Consider the following 24,029-nt stretch of genomic DNA (forward strand, 5'->3'; position numbering starts at 1 on the left):
GCGGCGATCACCCCACCTCGACGACGATCTTGCCGAATGGGCCGCGATCGAGATGGTCCAGCGCCGCCGATAGCTCGTGGAATGGATAGCGCGCACCGACCACAGGTTTCGTCCCCGTGCTGTCGATGGCGCCGACGAGGTCGGTGAGTGCGCGCCGATGGCCCGTGCCGATACCGTGAATTGTGACGTCTTTCATCAGGATTGGCATGACCGGTGTGGATACCTCGAACCCGTCGAGTGCGCCGATGAGATGGATGTGACCACCGACTGCGACGACTTGGGCCGCCTTGCCGAGATGCGCCCCTCCGACGAGCTCCAGCACATGGTCGACACCGTGGTCGCCCGTCAGAGCGAGGATGGTCTCGGCCCAGTCCGCGCTGCGCCGATCCACGACGTGGTCTGCGCCCAGTTGTGCGACTCGGTCCAGTTTGTCCGCGCTGCCCGACACGATGACCTCGGCGCCATGCATCTTGGCGATCTGAACCCCGAACAACGCGACGCCTCCGGTGCCTTCGACAAGCACCACATCGCCGGACCGCACGTGTCCGCGTTCGACCAGCGCGAACCATGCCGTGAGCCCGGCAACAGGCAGAGTGCTGGCTTCTGCCGCCGACAGCGTCCGTGGAGCCCGGACGACCCAATCCTGGGGCAGCGCAACATATTCAGCGAGCACCCCGGGATAGAACCCGCCGAGCGTCCAGTAAGAGGGCGTCCGCGCGTCACCTGCCCGGGCGCCGTCGAGCCAGTCCGGGGTGAATACCGCGAGCACCTGGTCATCCACGGCGAACCGGGTCACCGAGTCTCCGACCGCCACGACGGTCCCGGCGAGATCGGACCCGGGTGTGAAGGGGAAGTTCAGTGGCAGTCCGCGCCCGCTTTCGATCACCATCTTGTCGCGATGATTCAAGGAAACCGCAGCCACCTTGATCAGAACTTCGTCGGGACCGGGCTCCGGGACAGCCACCTCACGCAACTGGAGCGCGTCTCGGCCAATTCCGTCCATCTCCCACCGGCGCATGATTTCAGCCATGAGCCGCTGCAACCGGGGCAAACACACGCATATTCCCGCGGAATGGCAAGCCGGGCGCCTCGGCCGCGGCCCGGGCTGAGAGGGTTGCGAAGGTTTGGTTGAATGAGCCCCAAGGCTGGACAGCGACGGGGGCCGCATATGCCGAGCAGTATCGCGAATTCGATTGCCGTAGTTGCCGAACGGATCGCGGCAACACTGGGACCACGGGCCATGCGGATGATCGCCCGCTTCAACAAATACGTCACCAACCCGCTGCAGCGGCTCTGGGCGCCGTGGCTGCCGTACATGGCCGTCATCGAGCACATCGGCCGCAAATCCGGCAGGCCGTACCGCACGCCGGTCATGGCGTTCGTCGACCACAAGTCGGTCCGCGTCGTGCTGAACTACGGCGAGCACTCGGACTGGGTGCGCAATGTCCGGGCCGCCGGGTCGGCCCAACTGGTGCACCGCGGTCGGCACTACCGCCTGACCGATCCCCGTGTCATCCCGGCCACCGACCAGAAGGCCCGCTTCGTCGCCTCGTTGGCCCCGCGAGTGTGAAGTTGTTTGCGAGTTTCGGCCAAGATCTCGCAAACAAGTTCACGTTGGGCGCCGGACACCGGGCGTAGGCTGCGGATATCCCGACTCCCGGGAGGCTGCGATGCCCGAACTGGCCATCGAACTGCGCGACGTGGTGCGCGAGTACAAGGTCGGCGGTCAGACAGTGCGCGCCCTCGACGAGATCAGCCTCCAACTCCACGGTGGCCAGTTCGTGTCGATCATCGGGCCGTCCGGCGCCGGCAAGAGCACGTTGCTGCACCTGCTCGGCGCGCTGGACTCCCCCGATTCTGGCTCGATCACCTTCGACGGTGAGGAGATCGGCCGGCTCGGCGATGAGCAGCAGTCGGCGTTCCGGCACCAGCGGGTGGGCTTCGTGTTCCAGTTCTTCAACCTGCTGCCGACCCTGTCGGCCTGGGAGAACGTGGCCGTCCCCAAACTGCTGGACGGCGTCCGGCTGGGCAAGGTCAAACCGCAGGCCGTCGAGCTGCTGGACCGCGTCGGCCTCGGTAACCGCACCGAGCACCGCCCGTCCGAACTGTCCGGCGGCCAGATGCAACGCGTCGCGGTGGCCCGGGCGATGATGATGGACCCGCCGCTGATCCTCGCCGACGAACCGACCGGCAACCTCGACTCCACGACGGGCGCGGCGATCTTGACCTTGCTGGGTGAAGTGGCTCACGACGAGGGGCTGGGCCGGCTGGTGGTGATGGTGACCCACAATGCCGACGCCGCCGCGGCCACCGATCGGGTGATCACCCTGCAGGACGGCCGGCTCGGCTCCGACGAGATGTCGGTGGTGCCGGGGTGAGACTCGGCGCCGCAGCGAGTCGGCTCCGAGTCTTCAGCCTGCGCGAACTCACCGTGCACCGGCGGCGCACCCTCGCCTCCATTGCCGTAATGGCGGTCTCGGCAATGTATCTCGTGGCGATCCTCGGCATCTTCGGATCGATCACCGGATCGGTGAACCGCCTGGCGGACGGCGTCGCCGGCGTCGCCGCCCTCGAGGTCTCGGGTGTCACCGACGCGGGCTTCCCCGAATCCGTGCTGGCCGACGTGGCCAAGGTTCCCGGCGTCGCGACCGCCGCACCGATGATCCGGATGACCGCGCCCACCGCGACCGAACCGGTGCTGCTGTTCGGCGCCGACGACCGCAGTCGCGCGTTGGAGGGCGCGCTGAAAGATGCGGTCGGAGTGGATGTTCAAACCCCGACGGCACAAGAGGGTGTCCGCGTCGGGCCCGCAGTCGGTCATGCGAAGGGCGAGACGTTCCAACTGGGCTCCGGGTCGGTCACCGTCTCCGAAGTCCTGGTGGGCAAGCAACTCGCGGACCTCAACGGCGGCCACTACGTACTGGCCCCACTTCCGCTGGCGCAGAATGTCACCGGGAGACAAGGCCAGCTCGACTCGATCCTGATCACCACCACCCCCGACGCCGACCTCAGCAGTGTCCGCGAACAGGTCACGAAAGCCGTGAACGGCCGGGCCATCGTCGCGGCACCCAGCCTGCGGGCGGCCCGCGCCGGTGACGGCGTCAAGCTGATGAACTACATGGCGCTGATGGGCGCGGCGGTCGCGTTGGTGGTGGGCGCGTTCCTGATCTACACGACGATGACGATGGCGATCGCCCAACGCCGCCCGGTCATCTCGATGCTGCGGGCCATCGGTGGCCGGCGCGCGACGATCGTCCGCGACATGCTGGCTGAGTCCGCGATCCTCGGATTGATCGGCGGCACCGTCGGGTCGCTGCTCGGAATTGTATTGGGCCGCATGGCGATCGGTCGGCTGCCACCGACGATGACCCAGGGACTTGAGGCCCGCATCGAGTATTGGCTGCCCGACTACGCGATCCCGGCAGCCATCGCAGCCACGGCACTGACCAGTGTGGCGGCCTCGGCGATGGCCGCCCGGCAGGTGTACAAGGTCTCACCGATCGAGGCGCTGGCGCCAGTCGGGGTATCGGCCGCCGACAATGTGCCGCGCTGGCTGCGGATCGCCACCGGCATCGCGGCCGTGGCGGTGCTGGCCGCGTCGATCCTGGTGGTGTTCTACCTACCGGGCTCCATCGCCTTCGTGGCGATCGCCGCCCTGTTCACCGCGCAGATCGCCCTGGGTTTCGCGCTCGCCGGGCCCATCGTCACGGCCACCGCTGCCGTGGCGCGCCTGTTCGGCTCGGCCGGAGCGCTGGCGGCGGCGACCGTCGAACGGGCCCCACGCCGAGTGTGGGCCACCGTGATGACCGTGCTGATCGCCGTCGTCACCACCGTGGTGATCACCGGCACGAACAACGACATGATCCGATCGGCCCGCGACATCTTCGCACCGGTCGCCGACGTCGACGTCTGGATCAGCGCCAACTCACCCGACCAGTACCCCACCGGCCTTCTGCCACAGGGTCTTTCCGAGAAGGTGGCCGCCGTGCCCGGCGTCGCGGATGTCACCGAAGGAGCACTGGGCTTCGCCGTCGTCGGCGGCACCCGCGTCATGCTCGACGGCTTCGCGCCCGGCAGCCACGACGCCCTGTTCCGCGCTCTCGATGACCAGGTGCGCAGCGATGTGCTCGCCGGCCGCGGCGTGGTGCTCTCACAGAATCTGGGCAGGACCCTCGACGTCCGGCAGGGCGACGAGCTGGAATTGCACACGCCGCACGGCCCGCAGCGGACCACCGTGCTGGCCCTGGTCCCCTACTTCTCCACGGTGATCGGCACCGTCGGGCTGGGCCTGGATCAGATGCGCGCATGGTTCGACCGGCCGGGCGCGACCACGCTGCAGGTCACCGTGGCCGACGGCACCGACCCCGACCGGCTCCTGGCTGACGTCCGAGCTGTGGTGCCCGCGCCGAACCACACCTACGACGGCCGCACCGCACTGGCCGGCCTGGAGGCCCCGCTGCACCAGAGCATGCTGATCGCCAATGCCGTGTGGATCATCGTCGTGTTCGTCGCCGCCGTCGCGCTGCTGAACACCCTCACGCTGTCGGTGCTCGAACGGCGCCGCGAGATCGGCGTGCTGCGGGCGATGGGATCCAGTCGCCGCTACACGTTGGCCATGGTGCTGGCCGAGGCGGCGGCGATCGGCATGCTGGGCGGCGTGCTGGGGCTGCTGGTCGGCCTGGTCGATCAGTGGTTGTTCAGCCTCGTCAGCGGGGACGTGATGAATTTCGACGTCACGTTCCGACCGAGCCCGATGGCCGTGGTGTTCACGCTCGGCGCCCTGGCGATCAGCCTGCTCGGGTCGCTGCCACCGGCCCGACGCGCCGCGCGGCTCAACATCATCGAGGCCGTCAGCGTCGAATAGTCGCGACGCCCTGCAGATGTGGCGTGCACGGCGGCGGCACCAGCGTCCACCGGGTGCTGCGCAGCCCGCTGGTCTCGAATCCCGCTGCGGCAATCGCATCGACGGTGCGGCGGTTCGGCCGACAGCCCGACGACAGCCACGCCCACGGCCTGGCGATCAGATCCTGGAATCGCCCCATCAAGCCTTCACCGCGGACGTGTTCCAGCACGACCAATCGGCCATCGGGCGTCAGCACGCGCCGGATCTCGCTGAGCGTGGCCGCCACGTCGTCGACCGAACACAGCACCAGGCCGACGTGAACCGAGTCGAAACTGTTGTCCGGGAACGGAATCGACTCACCTGACGCGGCGACAACATCGACGTCGATACCGCGGCGCCGGGCCAGCGCGCGTGCCATCCGCCGCATCGTCGCATCCGGCTCCACGGCTGCGACCGACGTCACCGCCGCAGGCAGGAACAGCAGATCGGTTCCCGGCCCGAGCCCGACCATGAGCAACCGGCCCGTGGCATGGCTCATCGCCGACCGGCGGTACCGGCGATAGAACAGCCTGTCGAACACCGGCATACCGAGCCGATATACGTACGGGAACAACGGGTTACGGTGCTTCAAGCCTTTGATCCAAGATCCAGTCGAAACGGTGGATATTCGTCGGTCATCAGCGACACGTAGACGGCGACGCGATACCGCCACCGCACCATGCCCATCAGCAGGTCGAACATGTCTTCCGAGACCGTCCCTCGGGCCAACAGGCGCACCGCGGAGATGACGCAAAGTACTTGCAGCAGCGCCTCCATCGCCCAGCACATGATGATCTGCGGAAGCGCCAGCAGCCACCACTTGACCAGAACCGCCCACCGGGAGAGTTGCTCGGGATAGTCGACCTCGAGATCCCCCGGATAGTCGGCGCGGGGTTTGAGGCTGAACGGCGGGTACTTGTCCGTGGTGTTCATCGGGAACCGGTAATTCATCACGCGCCACGACCAGCGCAACACCCCGACGTTGAAATCGAATAGGGCGCGCGGATATCGGCCGGTGAACAAGATCGCGACACCGGCAGCGACGGTCACCAGTGGATAGACGAGGTACAGCCCGATCAATATCGGATAGTGCGGCACCGCCAGCACACACCATTTGACGAGCCACAGCCGGCTCGAGGGCGCGTCGATCGCGCCCCGCACCCGTACGGGCTCAGCGGGCATGTTCATCACTGCCCGCTGTCGCCGCGGCGAGATCCCGGCTGATCGCCGCAGCCATCCGGCGGTGGCTCACCACCCGCAGGAACGTCGCCAACACCCAGGTCATCATTCGATCCGGGACCATCGCGGCCGGCCGCAGCACGGTCTCGCCGTGCGATACCTGCAGCGAGGCCACCCGTGACACCGCGGCGACCCGGCGCCGACGAGTCTTCTCGTACCAGCGCAGCGCACCGGGGAGATCGCCGTTGGCGCCGCGGTGGAAGTCCGCGATCGCCTTGCACAACACCATCGTGTCGAGCAACGCCTGGTTGGTGCCTTGCGCGAGGGTCGGCGGCATCGTGTGCGCCGCATCGCCCAGCAACGTCAGCGCGCCATGGCCCGGACCGGGAATGGGATGGCGGAAATGCGGATAGGGCGAGCGCGCCAGATCAGCGTCGGTCAACGTCGCGAGTACCTGATCAACCAAGGGCGACCATCCCGTGAAATTGGCGCGGATCACCTCGATAGGGCGTTCCGGCCGCACGAAGTCGGGCGACCACGGCAGGTCGAACCACCACTGCACCTCGGTGTCCCCGGCAGGCCACAAACCGAGGTTTCCGTGCTCCCCGACGATGACGAAAGCGACGTGCCGATCGGCCGCCTCCGGGAGTGCGGCCAATCCTTGCCAGCTGCACCAGCCCGTGGGCTCCGCGTGCAGTGCGCCGACGATCTCGCGGACCTTGGAGTGCAGGCCGTCCGCGCCGATCACCAGATCGCCGTCCGCCCAACTTCCATCGGCGAAATCGACGCGAACACCGCGACTGCCGTTCGCGACGCCGACCGCCTGCATGTGGCACCGAATCCGTTCCGCCGGAAAACCTTCCAGCAGTCGTTCGAGCAGGATCCGGCGCGGCACCATGCGGACCGGCGCACCCATCTGGTTCACGATCGCGGTCACATCCAGGGTCGTCATCGGGCGCCCCGTCGACGTCACCACCCGCACGGTGGACAGCTCCTGGCCGGCGCCGTCCATGTAGACGCCCAGCTGCCGCAGCACCGTTTCCCCGTTGGACCAGATCGTGACGGCGCCGCCGCCGGCCCGCACCTCGGGACGCTGCTCGAACACCGTGACGTCATGGCCGTCCCGCAACAATCCTCGGGCGATCGAGATGCCACCGACCCCAGCGCCGACAACAAGGACTCTCAGCGGCCTTTGCGGCGCTGGCAGGACGTGGTGCCGACTCTGGGGCCGTTTGGAGCCCACGGCTCAATTTATGTCCGCTGCGGGGCCCCTGTACAGGGCTTTCGGGTACCGGTCTAGCGTGGGCCGCCCGGCCCGGCCGACACCACCACCACCGGCCGCGGGAACCGCAGCGTCGCACACGCATCGTCGAGCGTCATCTCGATGGACCGACCGAGCTCGGACAGATCGTCGGGGCCCACGGCGAAGTCGAAGCCACCGCCGCCGACCCACACCCGGGTGAGCACCAGCGCATGCGTCCGGCGGATGTCGGCCATCTCGGCGATCACGTCACCGACCACTTCCGGAAACGCGGTGAAACAGTCTTTGCCCGAATCGATTTCGCGATACACACCGACAAGATCGAGTCGAGGACCGTTCAGTACGGCGGTGACGGCGTCAGCACCCGCAGCACTGAGGATCACCCGTTGCCGACGGTGCCGCACAGCACACGACACCAGCAGGTGGATCTGCTCGGCACTGTTCACCACCACCCGGCCGACCCCTAGATTGGCGCTGCAGAACACCAGTTCGTCGGCACTGAACCCGTCCGCGTGCACGACCAGCCGCATCGGATGGATACCCGTCCCGATCGCCGCTGCGAGATCTCGGCCGTTGCGTACCTCGACGGTCAACCCGTGATCGCGAGCCCATTTGGCCACATTGTTGTCCCGTAGCGCCCAGGCCGGCAGTGCGAGTTCGACCGGATCGAGCGAGCGGCACCACGTGGCGCAGCGCCGCATCGCCGCCTGCTCGGGCGACTGCGGCAACGCCGCCGCCGATGTGGACCACAACCCTGACGTCAGTGTCACCAGAACCTCTTCTTCACCACGCCGCGGCCGGGTGCCGCGTGCGCCTGTTTCCAGCCTTCCGCCACTTCCGCGGCCGGGCCAGAATCCTTGCGGCGTCTTGATGCGCACGATCGAAACATTCACGCCGCGTTGATGTCTGGGGGCAGCAATGCGTGGACGGATGGCGCGACGGTGAGCGCGGGCCGCGGTAAACGGTAGCGTGCGCACTGCTCATCCAAGACCTCACCGAATGCCTCGGCGACGCGACGAAGCGCCCACGGCTGCAGGCCGAACAGGCCACCGTCCAAGCCCGCCAGGCTGATCCGGCGCAGCAGCACCGAATGGCCGCACCGGATCCTGGCCATGTCAGCGACCGTCGCCCGCAGCGCTCCGAGCCCGATGGGATCGTGGGACGGGTCAGCTGTGCAGTGCAGGCCGACAAGGTCGAGCTGCCGCTGGCTGAGCACCTCGGCGACCGCCGCCGCCATGCCGTCACCTGCACCGACGAACACATGCTCAAGCCGGCGGGCACCGCGGGCCAGGGCCGCAGCCTGCTCATCGGAGTCGATGACAAGCCTGGCCGCCTGTCCCAAACCGGCCCGCGCCATTGCGGCCGCGCTTCGCGGGTGCATCACGAGTTGCTCCGGCCGGATACCCGATGCCAAGGCAAGATTGAACTCCGCGGCGGTCACGACGTCGACGGTGACTCGGTGCCGGCGTATCCATGTCGCGGCCGGGTCGAAGGCGAGCAGCTCGGCGGGGTAGCTCACCGACATGCCCTTGAAAGCGCTGCGCCACAATGCACAGCGCCTGACCACCACCGCCTCGTCCAGCACCGTCTGCGGCCGCACGAGGTAAGAGGTGGTCATCATCTGACCATCCCGCTGCCTGAGCCAGGCCACCAGGGTTTTAGCGGTCTCTTGATACCTTGCGGGCCAACTTTGACGTCACCTTGATCGCTCACTGCAGCGCGTCGGCGACTGGGCCCACCACAAGCGCGGGCAGGTACTCCAAGCCGATCAGCAGCAGGGTCGAGGCCAGCGTCAACACCACGAAGGTCGGTGTGTGGGTACGCAACGTGCCGGCGGTGACGACACCGGGCCGCTGGGCGGCGAAAGCCCCTGCGAGAGCGAGGACCGCGATGATCGGCACGAACCGGCCGATGACCATCGCCAGCGCCAGCGCGACGTTGAACCAGGTGGTGTTGCCGCTGAATCCGGCGAAGCCACTGCCGTTGTTGGCCGCCGAGCTGGTGAAGGCGTAGAGCACCTCAGACAGCCCGTGCGACCCCGAGTTGAGCATCGCGGCCCGCTGGCCGGGCATGGCCATGGCGATGGCGGTTCCGACCAGTACCGTGATCGGCAGGGCCAGGATGTACAAGCTGACCAGTTTCATGTGCCTGGCCTGCAGGCGCTGCCGGAGATACTCGGGCGTGGTCCCGACCATCAGCCCACCGAGGAACACCGCCAGCAACACCATCATCACCAGGCCGTACACGCCACTACCGGCGCCACCGGGAGCCACCTCACCCAGCATCATGTTCAGCATCAGCACCGCGCCGCCGAGGCTGGCGAAACTGTCGTACGACGAGTTCGCCGCCCCGTCACCGCTTGCGGTGGCAGCCTGGCCGAATGCGGCGCTGCCGGGCACGCCGAACCGCACCTCGGTGCCCTCGACCGGCGCACCCACGGCCTGCACGACGGTGCCGTGCGGCACCGTCGTCGCCGCGACGAGGGCGACCGTCGCCAGGATGTAGAGCGATGCGACGACGGCGAACAGCGCCCAACCTTGTTTGCGGTCTCCGATCATCACGCCGAAGGTCCGCAAGAATGCCACCGGAATCAGCAGCATCGCAACGATTTCCACGAGGTTGCTCAACGGATTCGGGTTTTCGAAGGGATGCGCGCTGTTGACGTTGAAGGCACCGCCACCGTCGCCCGACACCAACTTGATCGACTCCCAGGTGGCCACCGGACCGCCGAGCAACGTCTGGCCGCCGCCGGCGATCGTCGAGACCTCCTGCGCCCCGTGAAAGTTGTTGACGACGCCGAGAATCAGCAGGATCAGGGTGACGAGCACCGTCAGCGGCAGCAGGATCCGGACCACGGTGCGCACCAGATCCACCCAGAAGTTGCCGATCACCTCGCTCTGATACTGTGCGAGCCCGCGGATCAGCGCCGCCGCGACGCACATGCCGACAGCCAGGCTCGCAAAGGCCTGTACGCCAAGGCCGGCAATCAGACCGGCGTGGCCCAGCGTCGCCTCACCTGGGTAATTCTGCCAGCTGGTATTGGTCGTAAATGAAATTGCGGTATTGAACGCAAAGGCCGGTGTCATCCCTTTATGGCCCCATGGTTCGGGCAAATACACCTGCAAAAGCAGAATCCCGTACAGCAACAGCACACCTACAGCTGAAAAGGCCAGCACCGCACCGAGATAGCCCGTCCACCGCTGCTGCCCGTCGGGCTGTACCCCGACCAGCCGGTAGATCACCCGCTCCACGCTCCAATCGGTGCGCGAGGTGTAGACCGCCGCGATGTAATTCCCCAGCGGGACATGCAGAAACGCGACCAGGACGGCGATCGCGGCCAGCTGACCCCAGGCTGCCGTTCCCCACAGCGATGGATTGTCGATGGCTCCAGCTCCTTCACGCGGCGATGATCCCGAAACACGGTAGGAACCGGCAGCACAGAAATTCGACGGCGATTACGCATTTCCTACGCCCCAACCCGTCGCTGTTGACGCCACCTTTACGCCGCTGACGACGGCCTGCCTCGCGCCCGGGAAAGAACCCGTAAAGGTCGGGCAGGCGAGCGTAAAGAAGACATAAAGATCGTGGCCCGCCACCCCTCGCAGACGGACGCTGGGTCAGTCGCCGAGATCCGGCGACCCGAATACGTGTTGGAGAACCCATGTCCGTAGTGGTCTTCATCGTGCTGACAGTGGCGATCTTCGCGCTGCTGGGCCTGGTGCAGAAGTTGGTCGAGGGACTGTGAGCTACGAAAACGTCGTCGGCCTGGGCCTGGCGATCCTCATCGCGCTGTTTCTCTTCGCGGCGCTGCTGTTTCCGGAGAGGTTCTAGTGACTACAACCACCGCGGGGATCGTGTTCCTCGTCGTCCTCATCGCCGCCGTGGCGGCGGTCCACGTGCCGCTCGGCGACTACATGTACCGCGTCTACACGGCGGACAAGCACTCCCGTGCTGAACGCTTCATCTACCGCCTGATCGGTGCCGACCCGAAGGCCGAGCAGACCTGGGGCGCCTATGCCCGCAGCGTGCTGGCCTTCTCCGCGGTCAGCGTGCTGTTCCTGTTCACCTTGCAGCTGGTGCAGGGAAAATTACCGCTGCACCTGAACGATCCGGGCACCCCGATGACACCGGCGCTGGCCTGGAACACCGCCATCAGCTTCGTGACGAACACGAACTGGCAGGCGTACTCGGGTGAATCCACCCAGGGCCATCTGGTGCAGATGGCCGGCCTGGCCGTGCAGAACTTCGTCTCGGCCGCCGTCGGCATGGCCGTGGCAATGGCTTTCGTCCGCGGCCTGGTCCGGCGCAACACCGGCGACCTCGGCAACTTCTGGGTCGACCTGGTTCGCGGCAATCTCCGTATACTGCTGCCGATTTCGGTCATCGGCGCGCTGATCCTGGTCGGCGGCGGCGCCATCCAGAACTTCGCGCTGCACAGCGAGATGGTCAACACGCTAGTCGGCGGCACCCAGACCATCCCCGGCGGCCCGGTGGCCAGCCAGGAAGTGATCAAGCTCCTCGGTACCAACGGCGGCGGCTTCTTCAACGCCAACTCCGCGCATCCGTTCGAGAATCCCACCACCTGGACCAACTGGGTGGAGATCTTCCTGATCCTCATGATCCCGTTCTCGCTGCCGCGCACCTTCGGCCGCATGGTCGGCAGCCCCAAGCAGGGCTATGCGATCGCCGCGGCGATGGGAGTGATCGCGACGATCAGCGTCAGCCTGATGATGCTGTTCCAGCTGCAGGCCCACGGCACCGTGCCCACCGCGGCCGGCGCGGCGATGGAAGGTGTCGAGCAGCGGTTCGGCATCGCCAACTCGGCGGTGTTCGCGGATGCGACGACGCTGACGTCGACTGGTGCGGTGGACTCGTTCCACGACTCCTACACCAGCCTCGGCGGCCTGATCACGATGTTCAACATGCAGCTCGGCGAGGTGGCGCCCGGTGGTGTCGGCTCCGGTCTGTACGGCATGCTGGTGCTGGCGATCATCACAGTGTTCGTCGCGGGCCTGATGGTCGGGCGCACACCGGAATACCTTGGCAAGAAGATCACCCCGCGGGAGATCAAGCTGGCCGCAACGTATTTCCTGATCACACCGTTGCTCGTGCTGACCGGCACCGCGGTGGCGATGGCGATGCCGGGCCAACGGGCGGGCATGCTCAACACCGGACCGCACGGCTTGTCGGAAGTGCTGTACGCCTTCACCTCCGCGGCCAACAACAACGGTTCGGCCTTCGCCGGAATCAGCGTCAACACCGAGTGGTACAACACCGCGCTCGGCCTGGCGATGGTGTTCGGCCGGTTCCTGCCGATCATCTTCGTGCTGGCGCTCGCCGGATCGCTTGCCAAGCAGGGCAAGACGCCCGAGTCCATCGGCACGCTGCCCACCCATCGACCCCAGTTCGTCGGCATGGTCGCCGGCGTCACGCTGATCCTGGTCGCCCTCACCTTCCTGCCCATGCTCGCGCTCGGGCCCCTTGCTGAAGGAATTCACTGAAATGCCAAGCGTTCACTCCTCCCCCGTCGCCGAGCGTCACGCCAGAGTGGCTGCCGACGGCGGCAGCCACTCCAGCGTGACAAAAAGCAAGCGAATCAGCGGCGGCCTGCTCGACCCGAAGATGCTGTGGAAATCGACCCCGGATGCGCTGCGCAAGCTCGACCCGCGCACGCTGTGGCGCAACCCCGTGATGTTCATCGTCGAGATCGGCGCCGTCTGGAGCACCATCCTGGCCGTCCTCAACCCGTCCTGGTTCTCCGGGTTGATCGTCGTCTGGCTGTGGCTCACGGTGATCTTCGCCAACCTGGCCGAGGCCGTCGCCGAGGGCCGCGGTAAGGCCCAGGCCGAATCGCTGCGCAAGACCAAGACGTCCACCATGGCCCGCCGGCTCACCGGCTGGTCACCGGGCACACCAGGTCACGAAGAAGAGGTCGCCGCTCCGCTGCTGCAGCAGGGCGACGTCGTGGTGGTCGAGGCCGGCCAGGTCATCCCCGGCGACGGCGATGTCGTGGAAGGCATTGCCTCGGTGGATGAATCGGCGATCACCGGTGAATCGGCACCGGTCATCCGCGAGTCGGGTGGCGACCGGAGCGCCGTCACCGGCGGCACCACGGTGCTGTCCGACCGCATCGTCATCCAGATCACCCAGAAGCCCGGAGAGAGCTTCATCGACCGGATGATCAACCTCGTCGAGGGCGCCAACCGGCAGAAGACCCCCAACGAGATCGCGCTGAACATCCTGCTGGCCTCGTTGACGATCATCTTCGTCTTCGCCGTCGCCACCCTGCAGCCGCTGGCCATCTTCTCCAAGGCCAACAACCCCGGCGTCGCAGACACCCTGGCGCTCAACGGAAACGGCATCTCGGGCATCGTCATGGTGTCGCTGCTGGTGTGTCTGATCCCGACCACGATCGGCGCCCTGCTCTCGGCGATCGGCATCGCCGGCATGGACCGGCTGGTACAGCGCAACGTGCTGGCCATGTCCGGCCGCGCTGTCGAGGCCGCCGGTGACGTCAACACGCTGCTGCTCGACAAGACCGGAACCATCACCCTCGGCAACCGCCAGGCCGCGGCGTTCGTGCCGTTGTCCGGCGTGACGCCTGAGCAGCTCGCTGATGCGGCGCAGCTGTCCAGCCTGGCCGACGAGACGCCCGAGGGTCGCTCCATCGTGGTGTTCGCCAAGCAGGAGTACGGCCTGCGCGGCCGCACACCCGGGGAACTCGACCAGGCGCACTGGGTGGAATTCAGTGCCAACACCCGGATGTCGGGTGTCGACCTGTCCGGCGACCATCGCCTGCGCAAGGGTGCCACGGGCGCGGTTGCCGAATGGATCCGCTCCGAAGGCGGCCGGGTGCCGACCCAGCTCGGCGACATCGTCGACGGAATCTCCGCTGCGGGCGGCACTCCGCTGGCGGTCGGCCACGTGGTGGACGGCAAAGCCGAGGTGCTCGGCGTCATCCACCTCAAGGACGTCGTCAAGCAGGGCATGCGGGAACGCTTCGACGAGATGCGCCGCATGGGCATCCGCACCGTGATGATCACCGGAGACAATCCGTTGACCGCCAAGGCCATCGCCGACGAGGCCGGTGTGGACGACTTCCTCGCCGAGGCCACGCCCGAGGACAAGATGGCGCTGATCAAGAAGGAGCAGGCCGGCGGCAAGCTCGTCGCGATGACCGGTGACGGTACCAACGATGCGCCCGCCCTGGCCCAGGCCGACGTCGGCGTCGCGATGAACAGCGGTACCTCGGCGGCCAAAGAGGCCGGCAACATGGTCGATCTGGACTCCGACCCGACCAAGCTCATCGAGATCGTCGAGATCGGCAAGCAGCTGCTGATCACCCGCGGGGCGCTGACCACGTTCTCCATCGCCAACGACATCGCGAAGTACTTCGCGATCATCCCGGCGTTGTTCGTGGCCCTGTTCCCCGGCCTGGATCTGCTGAACATCATGCGGCTGCACAGCCCGCAATCGGCGATCCTGTCCGCGGTGATCTTCAACGCGATCATCATCGTGGCGCTGATTCCTTTGGCGCTCAAGGGTGTCCGATACACCCCGAGCAGCGCGTCCAAGCTGTTGAGCCGCAACCTGTACGTCTACGGCCTCGGCGGCATCATCGCGCCGTTCATCGGCATCAAGCTGATCGACCTCGTCGTCCAACTCTTCCCGGGAATGTGACATGAAATTCTCCAACCTGCTCCGCCAACATGCAGCCGCCCTGCGGGCCCTGCTGGTGCTCACCGTGATCCTGGGTATCGGCTATCCGGTCTTCATCTGGCTGGTGGCCCAGCTCCCAGGGCTGCGCGACAAGGCCGACGGGTCGTTGCTCGAGGCGAACGGAAAGCCGGTGGGCAGCAGCCTGATCGGACAGTCCTTCACCGACGCCGACGGCAATCCCCTGCCCCGCTACTTCCAGAGCCGGCCGTCGGCGGCCGGTGACGGGTATGACCCGATGGCCACCAGCGCCAGCAACCTCGGCCCCGAGAGCATCGTCGATACACCGGACAAGCCGAGCCTGCTCACCCTGGTGTGCTCGCGCAGCGCGGCCGTCGGCGAACTCGACGGCGTCGACGGCGCCCGGCCGTTCTGCACCGGAGGCGGTGTCGGGGCGGTGCTGTCGGTGATCGGGCCACGGGACGCGCGCGGAAACGTGGTGCACCCGACACAGGTCGTCAGCGTCAACGAGCCGTGCGACACCACCAAGACCCCGTTCCTCAACACGTATGAGGGCGTACGGGTGGAATGCGCCAAGGCGGGCGAGGACTACAGCGCCGGTCTGATCGTGCCGATCCGCGGCAGCGCCCCGGCCGACCCCGCCGTCCCGGCCGATGCCGTCACCGCCAGCGGCAGCGGGCTGGACCCGCACATCTCGCCGGCCTACGCCGATCTGCAGGTCAATCGCGTGGCCAAGGCGCGTGGACTCGACCCCGACCAGGTGCGCTCCATGGTGGCCCAGCACACCGACGGACGCACCCTGGGCTTCTTCGGCGAACCGCGGGTCAACGTGCTCGAACTCAACATCGCCCTCGACGCGCTGTAGGCACGAGGATGATGGTCTTGTGAATACGCCGTCGTCCAGCCCCACCAAACGCGGTGAGCTGCGCATATATCTGGGCGCGGCTCCCGGCGTGGGAAAGACCTACGCGATGCTCGGAGAGGCGCACCGCAGGCTGGAACGCGGCACCGACGTGGTTGCCGCGGTGGTCGAAACGCACGGTCGCAAGAAAACCGCCGATCTGCTCGACGGCATCGAGACCATCCCGCCGCGCTACGTCGAGTACCGGGGAGGCCGCTTCCCCGAACTCGACGTGGCCGCGGTGCTGGCCCGCCACCCGCAGGTGGTGCTGGTCGACGAGCTCGCCCACACGAACACCCCGGGCAGCAAAAACCCCAAGCGCTGGCAGGACGTCGAAGAACTGCTCGACGCCGGGATCACCGTGATCTCGACGGTCAACGTCCAGCACCTGGAGAGCCTCAACGACGTCGTCACCCAGATCACCGGAATCGAGCAGCAGGAGAAGGTTCCCGACGAGGTGGTCCGGGCGGCCGACCAGATCGAACTGGTCGACATCACGCCGGAAGCGCTGCGCCGCAGGCTGTCCCACGGCAACGTGTACGCACCCGAACGCGTCGACGCCGCATTGTCCAACTACTTCCGGCGCGGAAACCTCACCGCCCTGCGCGAACTGGCGCTGCTGTGGCTGGCCGACCAGGTTGATGCCGCACTGGCCAAATACCGTGCCGACAACAAGATCACCGACACGTGGGAGGCCCGCGAACGCGTGGTGGTCGCCGTCACCGGCGGGCCCGAGTCGGAAACCCTGGTACGCAGGGCATCCCGCATCGCCTCGAAATCCAGCGCCGAGCTGATGGTGGTGCACGTCGTCCGCGGCGACGGACTCTCCGGGGTCTCGGCACCCCAAATGGGCAAGGTGCGGGAGCTTGCGCTGAGCCTGGGCGCCACCCTGCACACCGTCGTCGGCGACGATGTGCCCGCGGCGCTCCTGGATTTCGCGCGCGAACGCAACGCCACCCAGCTGGTGCTCGGCACGTCGCGGCGGTCCCGGTGGGCCCGGATGTTCGACGAGGGCATCGGCGCCGTCGTCGTGCAGCAGTCCGGCAAGATCGACGTCCACATGGTGACCCATGAGCAGGCCCGCCGTGGGTACGGCTGGTCGACGGCCACGCCCCGTCAGCGCCACATCGCGTCCTGGCTTGCCAGCCTGGTGGTTCCGACCGCGATCTGCCTGGCGATCGTGACCTTGCTGGACCCGTATCTCGGGGTCAGCGGCGAGAGTGCCCTGTTCTTCATCGGTGTGCTGATCGTCGCGCTGCTCGGTGGCGTTGCGCCCGCCGGACTCTCGGCCCTGCTGTCCGGGCTGCTGCTGAACTACTTCCTGGTCGACCCGCGCCACACGTTCACCATCTCCGAACCCGACAGTGCCGTCACCGTCGTCGTGCTGCTGCTCGTCGCGGTGGCGGTCGCCGCGCTGGTCGACGGTGCGGCGAGCCGGGCCCGCGAAGCCAGGAAGGCCTCGCAGGAAGCCGAACTGCTGACGCTGTTCGCCGGTTCGGTGCTGCGCGGTGCCGACCTGACCACCCTGCTGGAACGGCTGCGGGAGACGTACTCCCAACGCGCGGTGAGCCTGCTGCGCGAACACGACGGCACCACGGAGATCGTGGCGTGCGTCGGCACGAAACCGTGCGCCGAGGTGGACACCGCCGACACCGCGATCGAAGTCGGCGACGACGAGTTCTGGCTGCTGATGGCCGGACGCAAACTGGCCGCGCGGGATCGCCGCGTGCTCAGTGCCGTCGCCAAACAGGCTGCCGGACTAGTCAAACAACGCGAGCTCACCGAGGAGGCCAGCAAGGCAGCGGCCATCGCGCAGGCCGACGAGCTGCGCCGGTCCCTGCTGTCGGCAGTCAGCCACGACCTGCGCACGCCGCTGGCCGCGGCCAAGGCGGCGGCATCGAGCCTGCGCAGCGAGGACATCGACTTCTCCGCCGAGGACACCGCGGAACTGTTGGCCACCATCGAAGAGTCCATCGATGCGCTCACCGCGCTCGTCGGCAACCTGCTGGACTCCTCACGGCTGTCGGCCGGCGTGGTCCGCCCCGAGTTGCGCCGGGTATACCTGGAGGAGACGACCCAGCGCGCGCTGCTGGGAATCAGCAAGGGCGCCACCGGGTTCACCCGTGAGGGTCTGGACCGGGTGAAGGTCGAAGTCGGCGATGCCGTCGCCATGGCCGACGCCGGACTGCTCGAGCGGGTGCTGGCCAATCTGATCGACAACGCGCTGCGCTATGCACCCGACGGCCCCATCCGGGTCAGCGCCGGGAAGGTCGCCGACCGGGTACTGATCGCGGTGATCGACGAGGGGCCCGGAATGCCGCGCGGAGCCGAGGAACAACTCTTCGCACCGTTCCAGCGCCTCGGCGATCACAACACCACCATCGGCGTCGGGCTGGGCCTGTCCGTCGCCCGGGGCTTCGTCGAGGCCATGGGCGGCACCATCTCGGCGACCGATACTCCCGGCGGTGGCCTGACCGTCGAAATCGACCTTGCTGCACCACCAAAGGACGAACCGGCATGACACCCACCAACGCCGCCAAGACCCGCGTGCTCGTGATCGACGACGAACCGCAGATTCTCCGTGCGCTGCGGATCAACCTGTCGGTGCGCGGCTATGAGGTCGACACCGCCACCAACGGCGGGCAGGGCCTGCGCGCCGCCGCCGATCACCGGCCCGATGTGATCGTGCTCGACCTGGGTCTGCCGGACATGTCGGGCATCGAGGTGCTGGCCGGGCTTCGCGGTTGGCTGTCGGCACCGGTGATCGTGCTCTCGGCCCGCACCGACTCGTCCGACAAGGTCGAGGCGCTCGACGCCGGTGCCGACGACTACGTCACCAAACCCTTTGGTATGGACGAATTTCTGGCCCGGCTGCGCGCCGCCGTGCGTCGCGGTGCGGCGGCGTCGGAAACCGACGAACCCGTCATCGAAACCTCATCGTTCACCGTCGACCTCGCGGCCAAGAAGGTGACCAAGAACAACCACGAGGTGCATCTGACGCCCACCGAGTGGGGCATGTTGGAGATGCTGGTGCGCAACCGCGGCAAGTTGGTGGGCCGCGAAGAGCTGCTGCGTGAGGTGTGGGGGCCGGCCTACGCGAAGGAAACTCACTATCTGCGGGTCTATCTGGCCCAGCTGCGCCGCAAGCTCGAAGACGATCCGTCCCATCCGGTGCACCTGCTGACCGAGGCCGGGATGGGATACCGCTTCCAGGAATGACTTCCCCTCCGCGAGGAAGGGCTACCGAGAGCCCGCGGTGAGCGCAAGGACCGCGCGGCTGAGGCGCCGGCGCGGCCACCCGAGCATGCCGTCGTCGGCCAGTGCGGCCCGGGCGGCATTGCGGCCGCAGATGCCGTGCACCCCGCCACCGGGCGTGGCTCCCGCGCTGCCGAGGTAGACATTGGGCACCGGCGTCTCGGCCCGGCCGAAACCGGGCGCCGGCCGGAAGATCAACTGCTGGAACAGCTGCGAGGTCCCGCCGTTGACCGCGCCGGTGTGCAGGTTCGCGTCGCCGGCCTGCAGATCCGACGGACGCTGGATACTGGTGGCGACGACGTGGTCGGCGAAGCCGGGAGCGTGGTCCTCGAGCACCTGGCTTACCGTCTCGGCCAGGCGTTCCGCGGACGCATCGTCTGCCAGCTCGCGTGGCAGGTGCGTGTAGGCCCAAGCACTCTCGGCACCTGCCGGTGACCGGCTGGGATCGGCGGTCGACATCTGGCCGAACAACATGAAGGGATGCTCGGGAAGGGTCGCGGTGTTCAGGTCGGCCATCCAGCGGATCAAGCCGTCGCGATCAGCGCCCAGATGTACGGTGCCCGCGTCGTTCAGACTCTTGGACTTCCACGGCACCGGCGCGTCGAGCGCGTAATTCACCTTCAAAACCGGTGTATCCCAGACAAAGTGGCTCATGCTCTCGGTCACGGCGGCAGGCACGGCCTGTACGGGCAGCAGGTCCCGATAGAGCCGTGGCGCGGAGGTATCGGCGATCACCGCCCGGCGTACCCGCACCGAGGCCCCGTCAGCGGTATGCACGGCGACCGCCCGACCGCCGCTGACCTCGATCCGCTCGACCCGTCGGTCGCATTCGATGCGGGCCCCGGCCGAGCGCGCCCGGTTCACGAGTGCCGTCGCCAACTGGCCGGCGCCACCCACCGGTACCGGCCAGCCGCGGTCCTGGGCCATCATCAACAGCAGGTAACCCATCACCCCACTGCCCGGTGCATCGATCGGCACATCCGCATGCATCGCGTTGCCCAGCAGCAACAATCGGGCCGCGTCGCCGATGAACAACCGATCGGCCAGCACGCCCGCCGGCAACAGCAACGCGTGGGCCAGACGCAGCGCCTCGGCCGTACCCAGCGCGCGCAACAACCCGACCACCCCGCGCACCGGAGGAAACGGTGCGAACAGAGCCGAGATGAGTCCGTCGCGGATCTGCTCCCACTGTTCGAAGAGTGCGTACCAGCGCCGGCCGTCACCCGGCGTGCGTCGCTCCAACTCGCTTGCGGTGCGGTCCAGTTCGCGATAGATCACCGGGGCATCATCATCATCGGCCGACCGTGCGTGCCCGACCACCGCGGGAGCATGCGTCCACTGCAGCCCATGGTCCTCAAGATGCAGCGCGGCCAGCGCCGGGGACACCACCGACAACGGATAGAACGCGCTGTAGAGGTCACTGACATAGCCCGGGAAGAGTTCGGCGCTCTTCACCGCTCCCCCGGGCACGGGCTGCGCCTCCAAAACCACCACGTCCCAGCCCGCGTCGGCCAGCATCGCCGCGGCCACCAGCCCGTTGTGCCCGGCCCCGATCACCACGGCGTCGGCGGTGTCACGGATCATTCCGGCTCGGTCCGACGTTCGGCCAGGGCCACCAAGCGTTCGGTGCATTCCCGGTTGCGAGGGTAGACGGCCATCAGCGCCAGCCGCCGCGGGATCCAGTTCAGCGGCCCACCGACCGGCACCTCCGCCATCTCGATGCGTGATCCCGTGGGGGTATCCGCGAGACGCAAGACGATGCGGGCCATCCCGAACGGGCGGGTCTTGGCCAGGAGCACGAGTTCCTCACCCGGCGTACAGGATTCGACCTCGGTCTCGTCATTGACCACGACCGGCCAGATGCCGATCGTGTGGTGGATCAGACTGCCCGGGGCGGGCCAGTTCGGATCCACCGCACGCATCCGCGTATTGCCCACCACCCACTGCGAATACGTCCACCCGTCGGCGACGACATCCCACACCTGCTTGCGGGTCGCTGTCGTATCGCGTTTGACGGTGAGTGAACTGTCCACTGCTGCCGGGGAAGATTCCATGGTGCACAGGCCTTTCAGGTTCAGTGCCGTCCCGCCGGACTGGAGATGAGCCGGCTCGCCGCGGCTTTGACCGAATCCGGCAACACCCGGTTGGCCAGGCCCATCGCCTTGGAGGACACGGACTCGGCGACCACCTTGCGACGGCCGCTCATCAGCGCTTCATATCCCTGCTTGGCGACCTCGGCCGGATCGTCCTTGGGCATCTGGCCGACCACGGTGTCCAGCATGCCGCCGCGTCGGAAGAAGTTGGTGTCGGTGGGACCCGGCATGAGCGCCGTGACGGTGATGTCCGTGTCGCGGAACTCGTCATGTAGCGCTTCGGACAGCGACTGGACGAACGATTTCGAGGCGTTGTAGACGGTTTGCAGCGAACCGGGCATCGTGGCGGCGATCGACGAGGTGAACAGCACCTTGCCCGCCCCTCGTGCCGCCATGTCGCGCAGCACCAGCTTGGCCAGCTGGGTGGTGGAGCGCACGTTGAGGTCGATGATCCCCAGGTCGGTGTCCAGATCCCCCTCGACGAACGGGCCGGCGCGGCCCGCACCGGCGTTCAGCACGGCCACGTCGAGGTGGCGCGTGCCGTCGGTGGCGCCCTGGATGACGGCGTAGTAGAGCTGATCGACGTCGTCGGGGTTGCGAAGATCCACCCGGATCGCGCGGGCACTGACCCCGCTCGACCCGAGTTCCTCGGCGCGGGCATCAACGGCTTCCTCGTCCGCGACCAAGACCAGGTCGTAGCCGTCGGCGGCCAGCAGTTTGGCCAGCTCCCATCCGATGCCGCTCGAGGCACCCGTCACCATCGCCAGCGGTCGTGTTTCACCCATGGTCGCTGGGCTACCCGGCAGCGGCCAAGTCAAACGTGGCTGCCGCCCGCAGACAAAAGGCCACCGTTTGTCGATCATTTGCGAAGTAGTGCCGGGTTTGGAAGTGACGCAGATTACGGTTTGCGCTATGTCCGGTTACCGCGATCTGTTCACAGCCAGCCTCAGCGACCCAGCCACCTTCTGGGCCGACGCCGCCAAGGCGGTGACCTGGACGTCCGAGCCGCAGCGCATTCTCGACGACACCAACCCGCCGTTCTACCGGTGGTTCCCCGACGGGGAGCTCAACACCTGCGCCAACGCCCTGGACCGCCACGTCACCGAGCGCGGTGATCAGACCGCCCTGATCTACGACTCTCCCGTCACCGGCACCAAGGCCACCTACACCTACCGCGAATTGCGCGACGCCACTGCCCGGTTCGCCGGGGCCTTGCGGGGCCTCGGCGTCAACAAGGGCGATCTTGTGGTGATCTACATGCCGATGGTCCCCGAGGCCGTCATCGCGATGCTGGCGTGCGCCCGGCTCGGCGCGGTCCACTCGGTGGTGTTCGGCGGGTTCGCCGCCAATGAGCTGGCCACCCGTATCGACGATGCCCGGCCGGTGGTCGTGGTCAGCGCGTCCTGCGGCATCGAACCGACGCGCATCGTCGAGTACAAACCCATGCTGGACGCGGCCCTGCAGATCGCCGAGCACAAGCCCACCGCATGCGTCATCCTGCAGCGCGAACAGTGTCCCTGCGAACTCGTCGACGGGCGCGATCACGACTGGCAGCAGCTGGTGGCCGACGCCGCACCGGCCGATCCGGTGCCGGTGGCCGCCACCGACCCGCTGTATGTGCTGTACACCTCGGGCACCACCGGTAAACCCAAGGGCATCGTCCGCGACAACGGCGGGCACGCGGTGGCCCTGCTGTGGAGCATGCGCCACATCTACGACGTGGCACCCGGCGACGTGTTCTGGGCGGCCTCCGACGTCGGCTGGGTGGTCGGCCACTCCTACATCGTGTACGCGCCGTTGCTGCTGGGCGCGACAACCGTTCTCTACGAAGGCAAACCGATCGGAACGCCTGATGCCGGGGCGTTCTGGCGGGTGGCCGCCGAATACGGCGTCAAGGCGCTGTTCACCGCCCCGACGGCGATCCGCGCGATCAAGAAAGAAGATCCCGACGCCTCGCGTCTGGCCGATTACGACCTGTCCGGGCTCAAATACCTGTTCCAGGCCGGCGAACGCCTCGACCCCGACACCTACCACTGGGCCGCCGACAAACTCGGCATCCCCGTCGTCGACCACTGGTGGCAGACCGAAACCGGGTGGGCCATCGCCGCCGACCCGATGGGCGTCGAAGCCCTGCCGATCAAGGCCGGATCGGCCACGGTGCCGATGCCGGGTTATGACGTGCAGATCCTGCGTTCGGACGGCACCCGCTGCGAGGCCGGTGAGGAAGGCGCCATCTGCATCAAGCTGCCGCTGCCGCCGGGCACGCTGCCCACGCTGTGGGGCGACGACCATCGCTACGTCGCGTCGTATCTGTCGGCGTTCACCGGGTACTACCTCACCGGCGACGGCGGCTACATGGACTCCGACGGCTACCTGTTCGTGATGGGCCGCACCGACGACGTGATCAACGTTGCCGGGCACCGGTTGTCGACAGGGTCGATCGAGGCCGTGCTGGCCGACCATCCCGCGGTGGCCGAGTGTGCGGTGATCGGTGTCGCCGACGAACTCAAGGGCCAGGTGCCGCGCGGGTTCGTGGTGCTCAAGTCCGGGGCTTCCGGGGACAACATCACCTCGGAGCTTGTTGATCGGGTGCGCGAAAGCATCGGCGCGGTCGCGGTTTTCAAGAAGGTCGACGTGGTCGCCGCCCTGCCGAAGACACGCTCGGGCAAGATCCTGCGCAAGACCATGCGGGGTATCGCCGACGGGCTGGACGAGCCGGTGCCTTCCACCATCGAAGATCCCGCGGTGCTCGACGCCCTCAAGGATGTCCTGCGCCCCTAG

The 24,029-nt window shown here is 67.3% G+C and carries 20 protein-coding genes; 10 read left to right on the top strand and 10 right to left on the bottom strand.

All coding sequences use genetic code 11. From position 1 onward, the window contains the following. Nucleotides 1–7: 7 nt before the first annotated feature. On the bottom strand, nucleotides 8–1,030 hold the full coding sequence (locus BN2156_RS26510; protein WP_235625510.1) for a zinc-dependent alcohol dehydrogenase family protein: 1,023 nt from the start codon (nucleotides 1,028–1,030) through the stop codon (nucleotides 8–10). A gap of 210 nt (nucleotides 1,031–1,240) precedes the next feature. On the opposite strand from BN2156_RS26510, the gene BN2156_RS26515 reads away from it, so the two are divergent. The 3 genes from BN2156_RS26515 to BN2156_RS26525 all read left to right on the top strand — a co-directional run bounded on the left by BN2156_RS26515 (nucleotide 1,241) and on the right by BN2156_RS26525 (nucleotide 4,864). After that, nucleotides 1,241–1,570 (top strand): nitroreductase family deazaflavin-dependent oxidoreductase, encoded by a 330-nt coding sequence (locus BN2156_RS26515; protein ID WP_407661762.1) that lies wholly within the window; start codon nucleotides 1,241–1,243, stop codon nucleotides 1,568–1,570. Nucleotides 1,571–1,670: 100 nt separating this feature from the next. Continuing rightward, nucleotides 1,671–2,378 (top strand): ABC transporter ATP-binding protein, encoded by a 708-nt coding sequence (locus BN2156_RS26520; protein WP_407661754.1) that lies wholly within the window; start codon nucleotides 1,671–1,673, stop codon nucleotides 2,376–2,378. An 89-nt stretch (nucleotides 2,379–2,467) separates the two neighbouring features. Continuing rightward, the gene (locus tag BN2156_RS26525) at nucleotides 2,468–4,864 is read left to right on the top strand and encodes an FtsX-like permease family protein (RefSeq protein WP_235625549.1); all 2,397 of its coding nucleotides are present in this window, start codon (nucleotides 2,468–2,470) and stop codon (nucleotides 4,862–4,864) included. Here BN2156_RS26525 and BN2156_RS26530 read toward each other — a convergent pair. The 6 genes from BN2156_RS26530 to kdpA (BN2156_RS26555) all read right to left on the bottom strand — a co-directional run bounded on the left by BN2156_RS26530 (nucleotide 4,851) and on the right by kdpA (BN2156_RS26555) (nucleotide 10,690). Further along, nucleotides 4,851–5,474, bottom strand: a complete 624-nt coding sequence (locus BN2156_RS26530; RefSeq protein WP_090517953.1) for a class I SAM-dependent methyltransferase — start codon at nucleotides 5,472–5,474, stop codon at nucleotides 4,851–4,853. The genes BN2156_RS26525 and BN2156_RS26530 overlap by 14 nt on opposite strands. After that, the gene (locus BN2156_RS26535) at nucleotides 5,471–6,043 is read right to left on the bottom strand and encodes a DUF4389 domain-containing protein (protein WP_090518579.1); all 573 of its coding nucleotides are present in this window, start codon (nucleotides 6,041–6,043) and stop codon (nucleotides 5,471–5,473) included. Before BN2156_RS26535 ends, BN2156_RS26530 begins: the two co-directional genes overlap by 4 nt. Nucleotides 6,044–6,053: 10 nt before the next feature. Next, a complete protein-coding gene (locus tag BN2156_RS26540; RefSeq protein WP_235625550.1) occupies nucleotides 6,054–7,268 on the bottom strand; it encodes an FAD-dependent oxidoreductase in 1,215 nt (404 codons plus the stop codon). Between the two features lie 89 nt (nucleotides 7,269–7,357). Beyond that, nucleotides 7,358–8,215, bottom strand: coding sequence for a type III PLP-dependent enzyme domain-containing protein (locus BN2156_RS26545; protein WP_235625511.1), 858 nt, complete (start codon nucleotides 8,213–8,215; stop codon nucleotides 7,358–7,360). Then, nucleotides 8,212–8,940: a type III PLP-dependent enzyme domain-containing protein gene (locus BN2156_RS26550; RefSeq protein ID WP_131725210.1), complete on the bottom strand. Its 729-nt coding sequence runs from the start codon at nucleotides 8,938–8,940 to the stop codon at nucleotides 8,212–8,214. The genes BN2156_RS26545 and BN2156_RS26550 overlap by 4 nt, the downstream gene beginning before the upstream one ends. Before the next feature lie 91 nt (nucleotides 8,941–9,031). Continuing rightward, entirely contained in the window at nucleotides 9,032–10,690 is a 1,659-nt protein-coding gene (gene kdpA, locus BN2156_RS26555) for a potassium-transporting ATPase subunit KdpA (RefSeq protein ID WP_162491009.1), read from the bottom strand. A 373-nt stretch (nucleotides 10,691–11,063) separates the two neighbouring features. Here kdpA (BN2156_RS26555) and BN2156_RS30475 point away from each other — a divergent pair, with 373 nt between their 5' ends. The 6 genes from BN2156_RS30475 to BN2156_RS26585 are packed head-to-tail and all read left to right on the top strand — an operon-like array spanning nucleotide 11,064 to nucleotide 19,119. Further along, nucleotides 11,064–11,153 (top strand): potassium-transporting ATPase subunit F, encoded by a 90-nt coding sequence (locus tag BN2156_RS30475; RefSeq protein WP_019347277.1) that lies wholly within the window; start codon nucleotides 11,064–11,066, stop codon nucleotides 11,151–11,153. Further along, a complete protein-coding gene (kdpA, locus tag BN2156_RS26565; RefSeq protein ID WP_090517957.1) occupies nucleotides 11,153–12,823 on the top strand; it encodes a potassium-transporting ATPase subunit KdpA in 1,671 nt (556 codons plus the stop codon). Before BN2156_RS30475 ends, kdpA (BN2156_RS26565) begins: the two co-directional genes overlap by 1 nt. A 1-nt stretch (nucleotide 12,824) precedes the next feature. Continuing rightward, nucleotides 12,825–15,002, top strand: coding sequence for a potassium-transporting ATPase subunit KdpB (kdpB, locus tag BN2156_RS26570; protein ID WP_162490975.1), 2,178 nt, complete (start codon nucleotides 12,825–12,827; stop codon nucleotides 15,000–15,002). A gap of 1 nt (nucleotide 15,003) precedes the next feature. Then, nucleotides 15,004–15,864 carry a potassium-transporting ATPase subunit C gene (locus BN2156_RS26575; protein ID WP_090517959.1) on the top strand — a complete coding sequence of 287 codons (861 nt, stop codon included), beginning with the start codon at nucleotides 15,004–15,006 and terminating at the stop codon, nucleotides 15,862–15,864. Between the two features lie 19 nt (nucleotides 15,865–15,883). After that, nucleotides 15,884–18,421: a DUF4118 domain-containing protein gene (locus tag BN2156_RS26580; RefSeq protein ID WP_090517960.1), complete on the top strand. Its 2,538-nt coding sequence runs from the start codon at nucleotides 15,884–15,886 to the stop codon at nucleotides 18,419–18,421. Next, a complete protein-coding gene (locus BN2156_RS26585) occupies nucleotides 18,418–19,119 on the top strand; it encodes a response regulator (RefSeq protein ID WP_090517961.1) in 702 nt (233 codons plus the stop codon). The genes BN2156_RS26580 and BN2156_RS26585 overlap by 4 nt, the downstream gene beginning before the upstream one ends. Nucleotides 19,120–19,140: 21 nt before the next feature. Here the strand turns inward: BN2156_RS26585 and BN2156_RS26590 are convergent, their stop codons facing one another. Genes BN2156_RS26590 through BN2156_RS26600 form a run of 3 tightly spaced genes read right to left on the bottom strand, consistent with a single transcriptional unit; the run spans nucleotide 19,141 to nucleotide 22,033 of the window. Continuing rightward, on the bottom strand, nucleotides 19,141–20,739 hold the full coding sequence (locus tag BN2156_RS26590; RefSeq protein WP_090517962.1) for a phytoene desaturase family protein: 1,599 nt from the start codon (nucleotides 20,737–20,739) through the stop codon (nucleotides 19,141–19,143). Continuing rightward, nucleotides 20,736–21,209, bottom strand: a complete 474-nt coding sequence (locus BN2156_RS26595; RefSeq protein WP_090517963.1) for an SRPBCC family protein — start codon at nucleotides 21,207–21,209, stop codon at nucleotides 20,736–20,738. The genes BN2156_RS26590 and BN2156_RS26595 overlap by 4 nt, the downstream gene beginning before the upstream one ends. 20 nt (nucleotides 21,210–21,229) lie before the next feature. Then, nucleotides 21,230–22,033, bottom strand: a complete 804-nt coding sequence (locus BN2156_RS26600; RefSeq protein ID WP_090517964.1) for an SDR family NAD(P)-dependent oxidoreductase — start codon at nucleotides 22,031–22,033, stop codon at nucleotides 21,230–21,232. Here BN2156_RS26600 and BN2156_RS26605 point away from each other — a divergent pair. Then, the gene (locus tag BN2156_RS26605) at nucleotides 22,032–24,029 is read left to right on the top strand and encodes a propionyl-CoA synthetase (protein ID WP_264035113.1); all 1,998 of its coding nucleotides are present in this window, start codon (nucleotides 22,032–22,034) and stop codon (nucleotides 24,027–24,029) included. The two genes, BN2156_RS26600 and BN2156_RS26605, sit on opposite strands and share 2 nt — an antisense overlap.

Source organism: Mycolicibacterium neworleansense, from assembly GCF_001245615.1.
In the GTDB taxonomy this organism is placed as follows: Bacteria; Actinomycetota; Actinomycetes; order Mycobacteriales; family Mycobacteriaceae; genus Mycobacterium; species Mycobacterium neworleansense.

What these genes read in the sequence shown, in the direction of transcription:
- BN2156_RS26515 (WP_407661762.1), top strand. Translation starts at nt 1,241, where the DNA reads ATGCGGATGATCGCCCGCTTCAACAAATACGTCACCAACCCGCTGCAG.
- BN2156_RS26595 (WP_090517963.1), bottom strand. Translation starts at nt 21,209, where the DNA reads ATGGAATCTTCCCCGGCAGCAGTGGACAGTTCACTCACCGTCAAACGC.
- BN2156_RS26525 (WP_235625549.1), top strand. Translation starts at nt 2,468, where the DNA reads ATGGCGGTCTCGGCAATGTATCTCGTGGCGATCCTCGGCATCTTCGGA.
- BN2156_RS26575 (WP_090517959.1), top strand. Translation starts at nt 15,004, where the DNA reads ATGAAATTCTCCAACCTGCTCCGCCAACATGCAGCCGCCCTGCGGGCC.
- BN2156_RS26590 (WP_090517962.1), bottom strand. Translation starts at nt 20,739, where the DNA reads ATGATCCGTGACACCGCCGACGCCGTGGTGATCGGGGCCGGGCACAAC.
- BN2156_RS26605 (WP_264035113.1), top strand. Translation starts at nt 22,032, where the DNA reads ATGGTCGCTGGGCTACCCGGCAGCGGCCAAGTCAAACGTGGCTGCCGC.
- BN2156_RS26600 (WP_090517964.1), bottom strand. Translation starts at nt 22,033, where the DNA reads ATGGGTGAAACACGACCGCTGGCGATGGTGACGGGTGCCTCGAGCGGC.
- BN2156_RS26510 (WP_235625510.1), bottom strand. Translation starts at nt 1,030, where the DNA reads ATGGCTGAAATCATGCGCCGGTGGGAGATGGACGGAATTGGCCGAGAC.
- kdpB (WP_162490975.1), top strand. Translation starts at nt 12,825, where the DNA reads ATGCCAAGCGTTCACTCCTCCCCCGTCGCCGAGCGTCACGCCAGAGTG.
- BN2156_RS26520 (WP_407661754.1), top strand. Translation starts at nt 1,671, where the DNA reads ATGCCCGAACTGGCCATCGAACTGCGCGACGTGGTGCGCGAGTACAAG.
- BN2156_RS26585 (WP_090517961.1), top strand. Translation starts at nt 18,418, where the DNA reads ATGACACCCACCAACGCCGCCAAGACCCGCGTGCTCGTGATCGACGAC.
- BN2156_RS26550 (WP_131725210.1), bottom strand. Translation starts at nt 8,940, where the DNA reads ATGACCACCTCTTACCTCGTGCGGCCGCAGACGGTGCTGGACGAGGCG.